Origin of the sequence: Neisseria sp. P0017.S009 (assembly GCF_051957375.1) — a bacterium.
In the GTDB taxonomy this organism is placed as follows: domain Bacteria; phylum Pseudomonadota; class Gammaproteobacteria; order Burkholderiales; family Neisseriaceae; genus Neisseria; species Neisseria perflava.
On record NZ_JBQCWL010000004.1, the window covers coordinates 18,390 to 33,071 of the forward strand.

Consider the following 14,682-nt stretch of genomic DNA (forward strand, 5'->3'; position numbering starts at 1 on the left):
GTAGGCCGTCTGAAATTAAGTGTCTAATCTATCCAGATATCGCGCTCGAGGCGATCGAGGCGTTCGTTTAGGCGGGCAACGTCGTCACGCAGTTTGTCCACTTCTTCCAACCATGCGGCAAGCGTGGCTTGGTCGATAACAGGGGATTCGGGTTCGCGTGAAAAGTCGCTGATTTGCTCGGCAATGCTTTTGCCGATTTTTTTCATGGTGCGGCCGATGTCGCCGGCGCGCGAGCTGATACTTTCTGCGGCCACATGACCGAATACACGCGCCAAATCTTCGCTCGGATAATAGCGCAGTCCACCCAAAATAGGAAGGACGGACATGCCCAAGACCAAGTCGCCTTCGAGGCTGATGTCGCCCACGCCGGGCTGGCCGCCTTGGAGGATTTTTTGGATGGCGCTGTTGTGGAATGTGATGTTGGTGTCGGCGGTTTCATTTGCGGTTTCAAGAAAACCTTGTTCGCTGATGCGTCCGGTCAGTCTGAAACCGGTCAGGCTGATGCAGATGATGCTGCCTGCAAATTCAGACAGCTCGCGCTGTTGCTCTGGATTTTGCTGTATCAGGTGGTTGATAAGGGGAAATAGGGCGGACATGGTTTACTCTAAATGCCGTCTGAAACGGATTAATGGGTTGAGTCGCAATTTTACAGGCTTAGCCCGTCTGCGCAAACGGTATTTACAATTTTGCCGTTGCTTTTGTCATCAACGATGAAATCAGGAGCCGGTAGCCCGAGTTTGGCCGCTTCGGCAGTATAAAATTCGGCCCGGCTTGGGTGGCGGGGTTCGACAATATTGCGGATACGCTTGCCGTCAGCTTGGCAGGCCGTTTGAAAAAGGACTTGGACGGCAAGATCCTTATGAAGAATATTGACGGGTTGATTGCCGCCTTGAATGCGTGTTTTCTGAACCAGCTTGGTAACGGGATGACGGTCGGCAGAGTAAAGCCCGCCCAGTCGCAGTATATCGATATGGGGGACGGCGCTTTCAAGCAGGGCTTGCTCGACTACGAGGATTTGACGGGCAGATTCGGTTTGCGGATCGGGCGGCGTGCTTTCATCGCATATGCGTGCTTGGTCGCCATACACGCTGGTGCTGCTGGTAAAGATGATGTGTTGTACCTTAGATTGCTCGGCAAGTTGAATCCATTTTTTTAAGGTATCGGCGTAATGGTTTAATGATGAAGGCGGAAGCAGGCAAAACCATGTCGGCTTGTTGATATGGTTTTGCCATAAGGTCGAACTGTAAAAAATATCGTCTTGATTCAAATCGATGATGTCGAGTTCAATCGGCAAATTGATGTCGTCGGAGGTCAGATTGCGTTTGATGGCGGCTACCTGACTGCCTTGCTCATAAAATTTTTGCGCCAGCGGCAGGCCGAGATAGCCTAAGCCGAGAATGGAAATATCGGGAAGGTGCATAAATAAAGCATCCGAAAATTAACAGGCCGTCTGAAAATAGCTTTAACTTGGTTAAAGCCACGTTTTCAGACGGCCTTTGTATGGAAAAATTAATGGTTGCTGCCGATTTTTTGGTCGAATTCGGCACGGTGTTCCGGCAGCAGGTAAGGGCGCAACAGGCTGAGTGTGCGGCTGATGCCCCGTACTTTGGAATCTTCAGTCAACTTGGCGCGACCGCGCAGGGAGCTGTCGAAGTCGAACCAGTATTTCGTCACCATCCACATATTGACGGCAAGGTCATTCATGGCGGTTTGGTCTGCGCTGATGATGTTCAGACCGTTGAGCTGGGTCAGCAGGTTGACCAACAGCGGGGAAACTTTGGCTTGGGTAAAGGTATTGTGTTCGCCCAATAATTCGGCACTGCGGGCAAGCAGGGTGTTCACATCGCTGAAAAGGAAGCGGTATTCCCACATCACATCATAAATACCGGCCATGTAGTTGATGGAGTCTTCAACATTAGACGGCAACACAGCTTCGTTAAGGTAGACAAGCAGGGCCTCGCTGTAACGTTTGAACAATTGGACGATGATTTCGTCTTTGTTGCGGAAATGGTAGTAGAGGTTGCCCGGGCTGATGCCTAAGTGGGCGGCAATATGGTTGGTGCTAATATTGCGCTCGCCTTCTTCGTTGAACAAGGCGAGGCTGGCATTGATGATTCGTGTGTAAGTGTTGACTTTAGCAATGCGCGGCATGGAATACACTCCTTTGTTTTATAGGCTGTATGAAGTCGGCAGCCAGTTGGGTTCTGCGTGTAATTCTACCTGAAATTGAGTAAATACTGTATTACAAACATATTGTGCCAGCTGGTGGACATCTTGAGCGGACGCATTGTTTTTATTCACCAAAACCAAAGCCTGTCTGTCATGCACAGCCGCACCGCCGATCTGATGACCTTTCAGACGGCATTGGTCAATCAGCCAGCCGGCCGCGAGTTTGACCGAACCGTCAGGCTGCGGATAGCGTGGCATATTGGGGTATTGTTGCAACAAATCGGCCGCTTTTTCAGCGCTGACAACAGGGTTTTTAAAGAAACTTCCGACATTACCAAGCACGTTAGGATTAGGCAGTTTACTGTTGCGGATTGCACACACTGCATCGGAAACATCTTTAGCCGTTGCCTCGCGGTCTTGGCTTAGTTCGGCAACCGCTGCCGCCAAATCGCCATAGCCCAAGTTCGGCACAAAATGCTCTTTTAACGCGAATACAACCGAAACAATCACATAACGGCCTTTGCCTTCCTGTTTGAACAGGCTTTCACGATAGGCAAAGTCACAGTCGGCATTGGAAAGCTCGACAAAGGTTTTCGTATCCAAATCAAAGCAGCGTACGCTATGGATAACATCTTTCGCTTCAACACCATATGCACCGATGTTTTGTACCGGAGACGCGCCGACTGTGCCTGGAATCAGGCTGAGGTTTTCCAGTCCGCTTAAACCCAGTCCAACCGTATGCAAAACAAAATCATGCCAAATTTCCCCGGCTTGAGCTTCGATATAAACCAGGCCATCTGAACGCTCAATTTCGCGTATTCCCTTGTTTTCCATATGCACAACCAGACCGGCATAGTCCTCCATCAAAAGGATATTGCTGCCGCCGCCGAGCCATAAAACAGTATCTCGGTCGAACTCGAGCAGCCGGACGATGTCGCACAACTCGTCGGCGTGTTTGAGTGCAACAAATGCTTTGGCTTGGGCTTTCAGGCCGAAAGTGTTGTAAGGGGTAAGGTCGGTTTGGTATTGGATGGGTTGCATGGGTTTAACTTTAAAATAGGAATTCGTTGATTAAATGGCGTAGTCAGTGGGGAAAGACTGCTTGTATTATTCAGACGGCCTTATGCGATTTGACCATTTCTTTACTACAAAGCTCCAAGCACCATACCAATGCAATGGCGGCAATCGTCAGTGAAACGGTCAGCGCAGTCCAGAAGCCGTAAATGCCCATATCGGCATGATAGGCAAGCAGGTAGCCGGGCAACAGGCCGCAACCCCAGAAAGCCACGGCATGGATGAACATCGGCATTTTGGTCACTTTATAGCCGCGCAGCGCATATGAAGCGATACATTGGGTAGCGTCTGCCAGTTGGAATAGGGAGGCGAAAAATAAAACGGTCGCGGCAATGCCCAATACTGCCGCATCGTTGGTGTACATCCCGGCCAACTGAAAGCGAAAGATGACCAAGAGCAGCGCGGTACAGGTGGCAAGTACCCAGCCCAACACCAGAGACACGCCTGAAATATAACGCGCCCGCAAAAAATCGCGCCGTCCGAGCGAAAAGCCAACGCGTACCGTGCTTGCCGAGCCGACGCTTTGCGGAACCATATACAAAATGCCCGACAGGCTGATGACGACTTGTTGGGCGGCGACATAATCTTCGCCGAATGGCGCCACCAAAAAGACGATAAACGAAAACGCGCTGGCTTCTAAAAAATAAGACAAGCCGATGGGTGCGCCGATTTTCCAAATCTGTTTGAAAGCCGCCAAATCAGGTTTGCCGATTTTTGCCGTCAAACCAAACGGACGGAAGAATTTTTCTTTGGCGATATAAAGCCACAAAGCCAATGCGCTGAACCAAAATACCGCCGCCGTTGCCACGCCGCAACCTGCGCCGCCTAAAGCAGGCATACCGAATTTGCCGTAAACGAACACATAGTTCAGCGGCACATTCAACACAAATGCCGCGAAGCTGACCAACATAATTACGCGCGGACGGTTCAAGCTGGAGGCATAGGCGTGCAGGGCTCGGTGTATCATGGCGGCCGGCATTGCCAAACTGGTGAAGAACATATATTGCGCCATCGTGTCTTCGACATAATCGTTCAATGTCAGCCAATGACGGAACGGCGTAATCATCGTCCACATCAACAGCATGCCGAATAGACCCAAACATAAGCCAAACCAAATGCCCTGCATTCCTGTTTTGCCGACTTCTTCGGTTTTACCCGCGCCGTACAACTGGGCAATCATCGGGTTCAACGCCGCCATCACGCCCATAAAGGTAATGTAAATCGTCGAGAATGCGCTGCTGCCCAAGGCCACCGCAGCCAAATCTTCCTTACCTGCGCCACCGGCCATCACCGTATCGACAAAACCAATACCCACTTGCGCCACTTGGGCCAACAGCATAGGCAGGGCGAGGGCGGTAAGCAGGCGGGTTTCTTTTAAGAAAACAGGAAAGGCAAAGCGGTTGAGGTTCAGTAGCATAAGTGTGTGTGGATTGAGGATAAAGGCCGTCTGAAACAGAAACGTAAAATTATAAAGGGTAATGCTGATAAGTAGGCAATATGTTGTTTAATCGCTAAATTTTTCAGACGGACTTAAATGTCGGATGTCTTTTTACTGCTTCCAACCAGCTGTCCGGCGTTTGAAACTGCATCAGGCCGTCTGAAAGCGATACTGCGGCTTGGGTAGTCGAAGCGCGGGTTAGTTTTTCGTTGGTTTCGGCATCGTAAATGGTGTAATCGATACGCAGGCAGCTTTCGATCTCGACGATGTCCATATCAACGCGGATTTTTTGGCCGAAACGGGCAGGGCGGATGTATTTGAGGTTCATCTGCACAATCGGCCAGCTGTACCCCTGCCGTCCCATTTCGTTGTAGTCGTAACCGATGGAAGACAAAAAAGCACAACGTGCGGTTTCAAGGTATTTGACATAGTTGCCGTGCCACACGATGTGCATGGCATCTACGTCAAAAAAAGGAACTTCGGTTTCAAAGCTGTGTTGGCAGTAGATGTGTTTTTTCATGGTTTAAAAGAGTGAGTGTGATGGTTTCAAACGGCGTCTTCGCCCCAAAAATCATAAAAATTGAACCATTGTAGCGGATTTTGCGCACATTCTTGCGCCAAAATGTCGGCAAAACGCTGCATCGCGTCTTTGACGGCAGCCTCGCGGTTGCCGCGTTTCCAGCTGGAAGTATCGGTAAAGCGGCGCAGTTTCAAATGATGGCGGCCGTTTTGTTTGACGCAAAACAGCGTGTTTACTTGCGTTTTTAAAAGCGAAGCCAATAGCCATGCGCCTTGCGGCATAGGGGCCGTGTGGCCTAAGAAATTAATGTCGGCGGTTTTCTCACCGCGTACAGGCACACGGTCGGCCGCAATGGCAATCCATTCGCCGTCTTCGATACGGCGGTTCAATTCCATCATCAGGGTGGTGTCCAAATCTGTCACCTGAATCAGGCGGATATGTTCTGCGCCGGCTTTTTGCAATGCCTCGTTAAATGCCTGCGCGTGTTTGCTGTGTACCAATACATTGAGTCTGAAATTTTTATGGTGCGACACCAGCGCACGGCAAACTTCGGTATTGCCTAAGTGCGAACAGGCAAAAATCTGGCCGCGTTCGTTGCGCTTGACTTGCGAATAGATATCGTCCGGATCTTCAATCACCAAATCTTCATAACGGATTTTGCGTTGCCACACGGCAAAACGGTCGCAAACCGCTTCGCCAAATGCGATGAATTGTTTGAATACGCTGTGTTTCGGCAGGACGGTATGGGGAAAGGCCGTCTGAAGACGGGTTTGATAGCGTAAAACATGACGGCGCGGTTTGGGCGCGGTTGCATAAAAATACAGCACCACAAACCAAATGCACGGCCTCATGAAAAAAGCCGGCAGATAGCGCACCATCAATGTGGTCAGAGCGAGAAACAGGCGGCTGCCGCGTTCGGGCTGCGCCGCCCAATGGGTTTGTTTATTGTTGGTCATGGTTTCAGACGGCCTTTCCAAAAACTTTACCCAATCGGTGTTTCAACATACCGAAAAATAGCCGTGTGTGCATTTTGCTGATGCGGACATTGTCGGCAAAGGCATCGAAGTGTGACACGCCGTCGGCGGCGTATTGGACGGGCGTTTTAATCCAAACCGGTTTGACGTCGCGCCAGTACAGGCGGATAAGGATTTCCGTGTCGAAGTCCATACGGTCGCCTACGGTTTCTTCGCGGACGACGGACAGCGCGGGTGCAAGCGGATAGAGGCGGAAGCCACACATACCGTCTTTGATGTCGCATGACCAAGTGTGCAGCATGTTCCAGAAATCGGTAATTTTGCGTCCGTAAAGCCGTGCTTTGGGCGCATCATTGCCGTATTGCGGCCAGCCGCAAACAACGGCTTCGGGATTTTGTTCTGCTGCGGCGAGGAGTTTGGGAGTGTCGCTTAAGCAATGCTGGCCGTCTGCATCAACCTGCAAAACGTGGGTATAGCCATGTTCTTGAGCGTATTCCAAACCGGTTTTGACTGCTGCGCCTTTGCCGCCGTTGATGGGGCGATAAAGGACATTAATACCTTCTGAAACCAAAGCCTGCAATACAGGTTTGCATTCTTCGCGTGAACCGTCGTCCACAATTAAAACGTTTAAACCAAAGCCACGCATGGTTTGGGCAACGTGGCTGATGGTGGTCGGGTGGTTGTAATGTGGAATAAGGGCCAGGGTTTTCATAAATATTTTTTAGACGACGTTAACACAATGCAGAGTATAGCAAATAAACATGCCATAGCGTTTGAAAAGGCCGTCTGAAACGGCGATGACAAAATCGTTAGATTTCGTTTTTCACTGTTTCAGACGGCCTTTGGTATGCCATTAATTCAGCATTGTACATGACCGACATCGAGGCATAAATCATGGAATTCGTTGAGCGTGCTGCGGTGGCCGATGCTGATGATGATGCTGTCGGGCAGTTTTTGTTTTAAGGCACGGTAGAGCATGGCTTCGGTCGGTTCGTCCAAGGCGGCGGTGGCTTCGTCGAGCAGGATGACTTTGGGCTGCGAGAGCAGGGCACGGACGAAGGCGACGCGTTGCAGTTCGCCCGGGGAGAGTTTGTGCTGCCAGTCATCGGTTTTATCTAATTTATCGACCAGATAACCTAATCGGCAGGTATTCATGGCTTCGGCTAACTCGGGATGTTGTTTGTCGATGTCGGGATAACAAATCGCATCGCGCAGGCTGCCTTGCGCTGTGTACGGGCGTTGCGGCAGGAAGAGGATGTCTTGATGCGGCGGATGGCTGACTTTACCGCTGCTGCCGAAAGGCCAAAGCCCTGCCAGCGTGCGCAGCAACGAAGTTTTGCCGCAACCGCTCGGGCCGCGTATCAGCAGGGAATTGCCGCTTTTGAGGTTAATATTGATACCGTCTAATAAAACTTCGCCGTTGTGACGGTATAGGGCAACGTTTTCTAAGATCAGGCCGTCTGAAACTTCGGTAAGGTCGGGTTGTCGTGCGGTGTGTTTTTCTTCCGTACTCAGCAAAAAGCCGTACAGACGCTCCAATCGGGCGCGGTATGCGGTGAATTTGTTGTAGAACATCCGGAAGAAAGACAGCGCGTTTTGCAGTCGTGCGAAGGCTTGGACGGTCTGCTGGATGTCGCCGATTTTGATTTGTCCGGCAAACAGGCGTGGAGCTTGCAAAATAATCGGGAAGAGTTTGATGCCGTTGGTGAACATATCGTTAAAGCCGCTCAGGCAGACGCTTTGCCGCGCAATGCGCCAACGGTTGCGGATAATGGCTTTAAAACGGTCGGAAAGCTGGTCGTGTTCGTGTTTTTCGCCGCTGTAAAACGCCACGCTTTCGGCGTGGTCGCGCACGCGGATGAGGGAATAACGGTAGTCGCCGTTGAGCTTTTCGTTTTCATAGTTGTAACGAATTAAAGGGTTGCCTATCCACATAGCGATAAAGGTCGCCAAAATCACGAACATATACACAAACCAAACGATGCCGTGCGGAATATCGAAGCCGAACACGGTCAGAATGCCCGCCAAGCCCCATAAAACAACGGCAAATTCCAGCGAGGTAACGACCGAGTTGACCATGCCGCGCACAAATTCTATGGTCGAGGCGATGAAATCCTGCGCATCTTGTTGGATACGCTGGTCGATATTGTCTGGCGCATGACGGCGCATTTGCAGGCGGTAGTAGTTTTTGTCGGCAAGCCAGCGTGAAGTCAAAACTTCATTGAGCCGCTCCGACCATTTAATCGCCAAACCTTGATCGAGAAAGTCGTTGACGACGTTGTTAAACGCCCGTATCAACACCACGCCTGCATTCATCGCTGCAAACATCCAAAACGCGGAGGCATTCAAATCTTGCATCGAGTCGTAAAGCCCTTTGGACATAAAGGTACTCAACACATTCAGCCGTACTTCGGTTAACAGCAGCGTAATCATCACCGTAATCAGCAGCAATACTTTAACTGCACTTTTCGGCGTCAGGCACAGGCGCAGGATATAGCTGAACTCGCGCCCGAAGCGCGTGTTGCGTGCAAAAAACAGAATCACCGCCGAAGCTGCGGCGACCATCAACAAGGTCTGCACCAGCCAAGACGGTGAGGAATAAAGCTCGGTTTGCCATTTTTGCATGGATGTATTCTCTGAAAGGGTCGTAAAGGCCGTCTGAAAGGACGGCAAATTTATTTGACTATGGTAACTGTAATAATAGTTTTCTGAACTGTTGTATTTTTTGTGTTTACAAACGGTTCTTATTTGTTTTTATGGAAAGCGGAAATCTTATCAAATATAATCGCAAAACCAAATTACTTTGTAATTTTTTACTCGATATAAGAATTATTAATATTTCAAACCAGAAGGTATTTTATGAACAGCAAATTAGCCCTGATGCCGCTTTTGATTATGAGCGCATTTTCTTATGCCGCCGATGAAGCAACACCCGAAACCCCTGTGCAACAGCAGTTGCAGGAAGTCAAAGTCCATGCCGACGCTAAACGCGTGAAGGCCGCACGCTCTTATTCTATTGCCAGCGACGGCGACTTACGTGACCGTGTGAACTTGGGCGTATTGGGTAAAGCCAACGCTTTTACCGCGCCGATTACCGTCGTCAACTACGACGAACAAGCCCTCAACAACACCGAAGCGCGTACTTTGGTGGATGCCGTAGCGAAAAAAGACGCTTCCGTTTGGCAGTTCGGCGGCGAAAGCAACACATTGACCGGCCTGTATTTCCGCGGTTATCAGCTTGATGCACGCCAATTCAGCGTCAACGGTTTGGCAGGTATGTACGGCACGCAAGGCACGGCCAGCGTGCAAGTCGGCTCCGCACAACTGATTAAAGGCGCGTCCACCGCCGTAAACGGCATGGACCCTGAAGGCGCGGTATCCGGTTCCGTCAACATCGAAACCAAAAAAGCCGCAGACGAAGGTAACCGTAAAATCGGTTTGGGCTGGTTCAGCAACAACCGCGCCCAAGGTACGTTCGATTTAGGTCAACGCTTCGGCGAAAACAAAGAATTCGGCGTGCGCGCCAATGGTAAACTGCGCCACGGCGACACTCCGCGTCACGGTTACAGCGAAGACAACAAAGAATTTGCTTTGAATGCCGACTATCGCGGCGAAAAAGTGCGCGTGGCGTTCGATTCCATCTACGCAAAACGCAAAACCAACGGCGGTCGCGCGCGTATGCAGGACATTCAAAACGCCAACGGCCGCTTGTTTGACGCACCTGAAGGCAAAGTGAATTTGGCGCCGAGCTGGCAGGCTCAAAACACGCGCGGTCAGACCAATATGCTGACTTTTGAATGGGATGCGTTTGAAAATGCCCAAATTACAGGCGGTATTGGTTATAACAATGCGCGCTATTATGGCAATTTCGCCTCTCCTACCGTTACAAGCAGCGGTTTGACCTACAATTCAGGTCGCGCGCGTTTGACCGACCAGCGTTTTAAAACGCTCAGTATGAATCTGACTGCACGCGGCGAATTTGAAACCGGTCCGGTAAGCCACAACTGGAGTACCGCATTTGACCGCATCGACCGCAAACGCACTACTTATCAAGGCGCACGTCAAACAAGAAGCAGCGTTATCGATCCGAGCATCGACATTCCTACTCAATTGGCAAAATTGGATTCCAACTTAGGCAGCGCGTGGAACCCAACCCCTTCATTGGATACCGTGATCAAAGTAAACAGTTTGGCAGTTTCCGACACACTTGGTTTTGCCGACAACAAATACCGCCTCACTTTAGGCGGGCGTTTCCAAGCCGTCGAGCAGAAAAACAAATTAAACGGCCGCAAAGCAGATGCGAGCCGTTTCAGCCCGATGTTGATGGCAGCATGGGTTCCGCAGCCCGATTTGGTGGTTTACGGAAACTATATGGAAGATTTGGAGCCGTCCGACATTCGTACTGATGACGACGGTCATGTAACGATGGCAGATCCGCGCGTCAGCCGCCAATTTGAAGTCGGCGTACGCAAAAACTGGGGCGACTTTGTCACCACTTTAAACGCGTTCCAAATCAAACGCCCGGGCTACTGGCGCGGCAACACGACTTCAGGAACTGATTTCGCAGCGCGCAAAAATGCAGGCTTGGCTTATAGCGGTTCGGAGCAAGGCATAGAACGCAGCCGCGGTATCGAGTTCAATACCTATGCCAACTTGTTGAACAAAACCCTGCGTCCGACTTTCGGTCTGATGTATCTGCAATCAACCGTAAAAGATTATCCGAATTTCGCCGACAATTTAGTTAACGGCGTACAAGTCGCCAACCCGCGCGTGATTGCCAAAGCAGGCGTGGAATGGGACACCCCGTTTGCCAAAGGCTTGACCCTGAACGGCAACGTTTCGTACTTCGGCAAGTCTTACCAAGACACGCAAAAACAATACGCCTTCCCGTCCTACACTTTGGTTGACATAGGCGCGCGCTACAAAACCAAGCTCGGCAAAAATACGTTGACCGTCAGCAGCTCGGTAGAAAACCTGTTCAACAAAAACTACTGGCAGGTACAGCGCGGCCAATACGACCGCAGCTTCGCCGTTGTCGGCATGCCGCGTACTTATTGGCTAAAAGCGGAATTGGATTTCTAATCTGATTTCGGTTTGACCGTAATAGCAGGCCGTCTGAAAGGGAATGATAAAGAGCAAGAATTTGGTTTTTATCCCTTTTCAGACGGCCTGATTTGATTGCCTTATGTTTTTTGCTTGAAAAATCTTACATGTTTTTTATGGATTTCACGCGAAACAAGGTTAATATTCCATTTTCACAATACATCATTCGAGAAGACATATGAAAAAATCCATCAAACTGACCCTGTGCGCCCTTGCACTCTCACTTTCCGTACAAGCACAAGCAGTTACCCATGCAGTGATTGAAACCAATATGGGCAACATCCAACTGGAGCTGGATGAAGTCAAAGCGCCGAAAACCGTGGCAAACTTTGTCAATTACGCCAAAAAAGGTTTTTACGACAACACGATTTTCCACCGCGTTATCGACAATTTTATGATTCAAGGCGGCGGATTTACCGAGAATATGGTACAAAAATCTACCGATAAAGCCATCACCAATGAAGCATACAACGGCTTGAAAAATAATGTCGGTACCATCGCCATGGCGCGCACCGGCGATCCGAATTCAGCAACCAGCCAGTTTTTTATCAATACAGCCAACAACGACTTTTTGAATTTCAAAAGCAAAACCCCTCAAGGCTACGGCTATGCCGTTTTCGGTAAAGTCACTTCCGGCATGGACGTGGTCCGTAAAATCAGCAAAGTGAAAACAGCGACACGTGGCTATCATCAAGACGTTCCAACCGAAGCCGTGATTATCCGCAAAGTCAGCATCAAATAATTTTGATTGTTTGAATCCAAACAACAGGCCGTCTGAAACATTCAGACGGCCTGAATTTATTTATTTGATAATAAGCGGCAATTTGGGCGATAATTCAGCATCTACAATTTAAGGAGTCGATTATGCAAACCCGCCTGCCTTTTTTCGGCGTTGTCCGTGTCAGCGGCGAAGACAGAGCTTCATTTCTTCATGGTCAATTATCCAACGATATTAATAATTTAGCTATCGGTCAGGCATGTTATGCCACATACAATACGCCTAAAGGCCGTGTATTGGCGAATATGCTGGTCGTCAATCGCGGAGAAGATTTACTGTTGGTCATGGCTCAAGATTTGACCGAAGCCATCGTCAAACGCCTGAGAATGTTTGTCTTGCGTGCAAAAGTCGTCTTCGAGCTGATGCCTGATTTAGTAGTCAGCGGCGAGTTGGCAGACGATGCAGAACCTCATCCTGCTGCCGAACCGCAACTGTCTTTCCCAGCCCAAATTCAAGAAAACACCGTAGAAATTGCCTTGCCGCACACAGGCCGTCTGAAAATTTCAGTAGCTGAAAATGCAGCCGAATATCAAGCAGGAGCCGAAAACGCGTGGAACCTGCACGAAATCCGCAGCGGCTATCCGTGGATTTGCGCCGCAACCAAAGAAGCGGCTGTTGCCCAAATGCTCAACCAACATATCATCGGCGCAGTCCATTTCCGTAAAGGCTGCTACCCCGGCCAAGAAATCATCGCCCGCGCCCAATACCGAGGCCAAGTCAAACGCGGTCTGGCCGTATTAAGCGGCGATTCTTTAGAAGCCGCCGGTATTGCCGTCAAAGTCGGCGAGGAAGAAGCAGGCGTTATTCTTAATACTGCACTCACAGAGCAAGGCAGCCTCAGCCTCGCCGTTATCAAGTTTTCCGTAACGGAAGCAGCATTGACCGATGCAGACGGCAATGCTTTGAAACAGGAAGAACTGTTTTTTACGGTAGAGAAAGATTGATGTTAGATGATTGAACAAAAAGCTTAAATATCAGCTTGAAATGAAAACAGAAAGGCCGTCTGAAATTCAGACGGCCTTTGATATTGAGTTTTGTTGGTACATGACCCAAGCTGCGTTTGCTGCCGACTGGATTACGGCATGGTTTGGAATCATTCGGTAGCAACAAAAACCGCGTGCGTGCGTACCGCACACACCCTACACCTCAATCTTAAGGTTTGCGTCGCCCGCAGTGGTAGGGTGTGTGGTCTAGCCACGCACGCGGTTGACAGGGGTGCGGGCTACGGCTTGCTGAAAACGGGGTTTGGGTTTTCAGACGGCCTTACAAAGATTTAAAACTGACGATTAGTTGGAAAACTTGGATTTGTAGGTCGGGCATTCATGCCCGACCTACTGCTGCTAACACAGTATATTTAGATCAATGGAATATCCTGCTTGTTTCAATTCGATAGCTAATTTTAACTTCCATCCTCCCGCGTCATCTACTTTCTGGTATACGACACCACTAATATCTGATGGAAATTCAACCTCTTCTTTAACCAATGCACACACTTTATTTCTTCCTAGTTTCCCTATAAGATAACCATGTTCAAAAACAACATTTTGTCTGGCTCTTGGTTTTAAATCGGTATCTAAATTACTTAACTTTTGACCACCAATATCACAGGGTGTATATAGAACAATTCCAAATCCAACATTCGTATATTCTTCAATTTTTTCAATAATAGTTTTTCCTGAGTTTGGTTGCTCATGTAGAATTATTGCGGATAAACCTAGTTTTTCAATAAGTCTTGCCACTTCTACTTTTAATAAATCATCTCTCCCATGCACTATAAATACGTTATTAGATACTATTGATGAGTTCTTTACTTCCATATTAGCCCCTTTCCTTGTGATGTAATTTTTATAATCTCGAGCAAATGGTATTAATACCTGCCTATTAAAGCTATGAATTCCTGCAATAATTTTATTGCCGCTATAGAAATAGTGATGGCAAAAATCAAGTACTTCGTTGGTATCATTAGATAACCAATTTACCAGCAAAATAATATAGCCCAATCTTTCTTTCATATCTGTTGGTAACAATAATTTTGAGCTACCAACAAAACTACCACCTGTGTTAGAGCTATCTTCTAGAAGTTTTTCTAAGTTTAAATTTTCTGTTAGCTCATCGTTGTGAACTTTTAAAACTTCATCATTTAATAGTTCGTTTAACCTTTTTAATGACCATTCAAAAGTTTGCAGTTCCGATGATTGCAAGTCCAATATAGCATTATTAATTTCTTCAAAAATATCTAATCCCATTTATTCACCTTTTTTGAGTCGTGCTTCGGCTGCTTCCCTAATAATTTCACTACGTGCATTTTCCTTGAGTCCCTCTAATAGCGAAGAAATTATTGGATTATTAATTTCATCTCCTGCTATTGAATCAAGACCATAATTATATTCCTGAATGGCTGATTCAATACTCAAAGGGTCAAATGGATCAAATTTAAGATTAATTGGTTGCGCCTCTAATTCGTTAAGTATCAGTTCTAGCTTATTGAGATTTTTCAAAAGAGATTTCATTTCAAATCCTTTGAGTTAAAAATATAATGATTATAGGATATATAAGGTTGGAGCATGCCCCAACATTCTTATATTTCACAAAATCTGTTGGATCGAGACCCAATCTACGGCTAGAT

15 protein-coding genes are annotated in these 14,682 nt (G+C 48.4%); 4 read left to right on the plus strand and 11 right to left on the minus strand.

What is annotated here, in order from left to right:
• Nucleotides 1-23: 23 nt before the first annotated feature.
• The 9 genes from ACTHTG_RS06015 to ACTHTG_RS06055 form a co-directional block, all read right to left on the minus strand.
• Nucleotides 24-596: a ubiquinone biosynthesis accessory factor UbiJ gene (locus ACTHTG_RS06015; RefSeq protein ID WP_004519967.1), complete on the minus strand. Its 573-nt coding sequence runs from the start codon at nt 594-596 to the stop codon at nt 24-26.
• 50 nt (nt 597-646) lie between these two features.
• Nucleotides 647-1,420 (minus strand): SDR family NAD(P)-dependent oxidoreductase, encoded by a 774-nt coding sequence (locus ACTHTG_RS06020; protein WP_308538495.1) that lies wholly within the window; start codon nt 1,418-1,420, stop codon nt 647-649.
• Nucleotides 1,421-1,509: 89 nt separating this feature from the next.
• Nucleotides 1,510-2,151, minus strand: coding sequence for a TetR/AcrR family transcriptional regulator (locus ACTHTG_RS06025; RefSeq protein WP_004519965.1), 642 nt, complete (start codon nt 2,149-2,151; stop codon nt 1,510-1,512).
• Between the two features lie 18 nt (nt 2,152-2,169).
• Nucleotides 2,170-3,210 carry a UDP-N-acetylmuramate dehydrogenase gene (murB, locus tag ACTHTG_RS06030; protein WP_308538494.1) on the minus strand — a complete coding sequence of 347 codons (1,041 nt, stop codon included), beginning with the start codon at nt 3,208-3,210 and terminating at the stop codon, nt 2,170-2,172.
• 70 nt (nt 3,211-3,280) lie between these two features.
• Nucleotides 3,281-4,660, minus strand: a complete 1,380-nt coding sequence (locus tag ACTHTG_RS06035; RefSeq protein WP_308538493.1) for an MATE family efflux transporter — start codon at nt 4,658-4,660, stop codon at nt 3,281-3,283.
• A 103-nt stretch (nt 4,661-4,763) separates the two neighbouring features.
• Entirely contained in the window at nt 4,764-5,201 is a 438-nt protein-coding gene (locus tag ACTHTG_RS06040; protein ID WP_308538492.1) for an acyl-CoA thioesterase, read from the minus strand.
• A 26-nt stretch (nt 5,202-5,227) separates the two neighbouring features.
• On the minus strand, nt 5,228-6,157 hold the full coding sequence (locus ACTHTG_RS06045) for an LpxL/LpxP family acyltransferase (RefSeq protein ID WP_440360593.1): 930 nt from the start codon (nt 6,155-6,157) through the stop codon (nt 5,228-5,230).
• Nucleotides 6,158-6,161: 4 nt separating this feature from the next.
• Entirely contained in the window at nt 6,162-6,887 is a 726-nt protein-coding gene (locus tag ACTHTG_RS06050; RefSeq protein WP_440360592.1) for a glycosyltransferase family 2 protein, read from the minus strand.
• 146 nt (nt 6,888-7,033) lie between these two features.
• Entirely contained in the window at nt 7,034-8,800 is a 1,767-nt protein-coding gene (locus tag ACTHTG_RS06055) for an ABC transporter ATP-binding protein/permease (protein WP_308538489.1), read from the minus strand.
• 234 nt (nt 8,801-9,034) lie between these two features.
• On the opposite strand from ACTHTG_RS06055, the gene ACTHTG_RS06060 reads away from it, so the two are divergent.
• From ACTHTG_RS06060 to ACTHTG_RS06075, 4 genes are all read left to right on the plus strand, one after another.
• Nucleotides 9,035-11,257 carry a TonB-dependent receptor gene (locus tag ACTHTG_RS06060; protein ID WP_440360591.1) on the plus strand — a complete coding sequence of 741 codons (2,223 nt, stop codon included), beginning with the start codon at nt 9,035-9,037 and terminating at the stop codon, nt 11,255-11,257.
• Nucleotides 11,258-11,456: 199 nt separating this feature from the next.
• Nucleotides 11,457-12,020 carry a peptidylprolyl isomerase gene (locus ACTHTG_RS06065; RefSeq protein WP_070608800.1) on the plus strand — a complete coding sequence of 188 codons (564 nt, stop codon included), beginning with the start codon at nt 11,457-11,459 and terminating at the stop codon, nt 12,018-12,020.
• Between the two features lie 122 nt (nt 12,021-12,142).
• Nucleotides 12,143-13,000 carry a CAF17-like 4Fe-4S cluster assembly/insertion protein YgfZ gene (ygfZ, locus tag ACTHTG_RS06070; protein WP_107791828.1) on the plus strand — a complete coding sequence of 286 codons (858 nt, stop codon included), beginning with the start codon at nt 12,143-12,145 and terminating at the stop codon, nt 12,998-13,000.
• Nucleotides 13,001-13,090: 90 nt separating this feature from the next.
• Entirely contained in the window at nt 13,091-13,333 is a 243-nt protein-coding gene (locus tag ACTHTG_RS06075) for a hypothetical protein (protein WP_440362640.1), read from the plus strand.
• A 63-nt stretch (nt 13,334-13,396) separates the two neighbouring features.
• Here ACTHTG_RS06075 and ACTHTG_RS06080 read toward each other — a convergent pair whose 3' ends face one another.
• Nucleotides 13,397-14,302: a TIR domain-containing protein gene (locus ACTHTG_RS06080; RefSeq protein ID WP_070849820.1), complete on the minus strand. Its 906-nt coding sequence runs from the start codon at nt 14,300-14,302 to the stop codon at nt 13,397-13,399.
• Nucleotides 14,303-14,566 carry a hypothetical protein gene (locus tag ACTHTG_RS06085; RefSeq protein WP_049351259.1) on the minus strand — a complete coding sequence of 88 codons (264 nt, stop codon included), beginning with the start codon at nt 14,564-14,566 and terminating at the stop codon, nt 14,303-14,305.
• Between the last annotated feature and the right edge of the window lie 116 nt (nt 14,567-14,682).

Excerpts from the sequence above, each read along its gene's own strand:
- ACTHTG_RS06035 (WP_308538493.1), bottom strand. The coding sequence starts at position 4,660 with ATGCTACTGAACCTCAACCGCTTTGCCTTTCCTGTTTTCTTAAAAGAA.
- ACTHTG_RS06065 (WP_070608800.1), top strand. The coding sequence starts at position 11,457 with ATGAAAAAATCCATCAAACTGACCCTGTGCGCCCTTGCACTCTCACTT.
- ACTHTG_RS06055 (WP_308538489.1), bottom strand. The coding sequence starts at position 8,800 with ATGCAAAAATGGCAAACCGAGCTTTATTCCTCACCGTCTTGGCTGGTG.
- ACTHTG_RS06020 (WP_308538495.1), bottom strand. The coding sequence starts at position 1,420 with ATGCACCTTCCCGATATTTCCATTCTCGGCTTAGGCTATCTCGGCCTG.
- ACTHTG_RS06025 (WP_004519965.1), bottom strand. The coding sequence starts at position 2,151 with ATGCCGCGCATTGCTAAAGTCAACACTTACACACGAATCATCAATGCC.
- ACTHTG_RS06050 (WP_440360592.1), bottom strand. The coding sequence starts at position 6,887 with ATGAAAACCCTGGCCCTTATTCCACATTACAACCACCCGACCACCATC.
- ACTHTG_RS06040 (WP_308538492.1), bottom strand. The coding sequence starts at position 5,201 with ATGAAAAAACACATCTACTGCCAACACAGCTTTGAAACCGAAGTTCCT.
- ACTHTG_RS06080 (WP_070849820.1), bottom strand. The coding sequence starts at position 14,302 with ATGGGATTAGATATTTTTGAAGAAATTAATAATGCTATATTGGACTTG.
- ACTHTG_RS06015 (WP_004519967.1), bottom strand. The coding sequence starts at position 596 with ATGTCCGCCCTATTTCCCCTTATCAACCACCTGATACAGCAAAATCCA.
- ACTHTG_RS06085 (WP_049351259.1), bottom strand. The coding sequence starts at position 14,566 with ATGAAATCTCTTTTGAAAAATCTCAATAAGCTAGAACTGATACTTAAC.
- ACTHTG_RS06045 (WP_440360593.1), bottom strand. The coding sequence starts at position 6,157 with ATGACCAACAATAAACAAACCCATTGGGCGGCGCAGCCCGAACGCGGC.
- ygfZ (WP_107791828.1), top strand. The coding sequence starts at position 12,143 with ATGCAAACCCGCCTGCCTTTTTTCGGCGTTGTCCGTGTCAGCGGCGAA.
- ACTHTG_RS06060 (WP_440360591.1), top strand. The coding sequence starts at position 9,035 with ATGAACAGCAAATTAGCCCTGATGCCGCTTTTGATTATGAGCGCATTT.
- murB (WP_308538494.1), bottom strand. The coding sequence starts at position 3,210 with ATGCAACCCATCCAATACCAAACCGACCTTACCCCTTACAACACTTTC.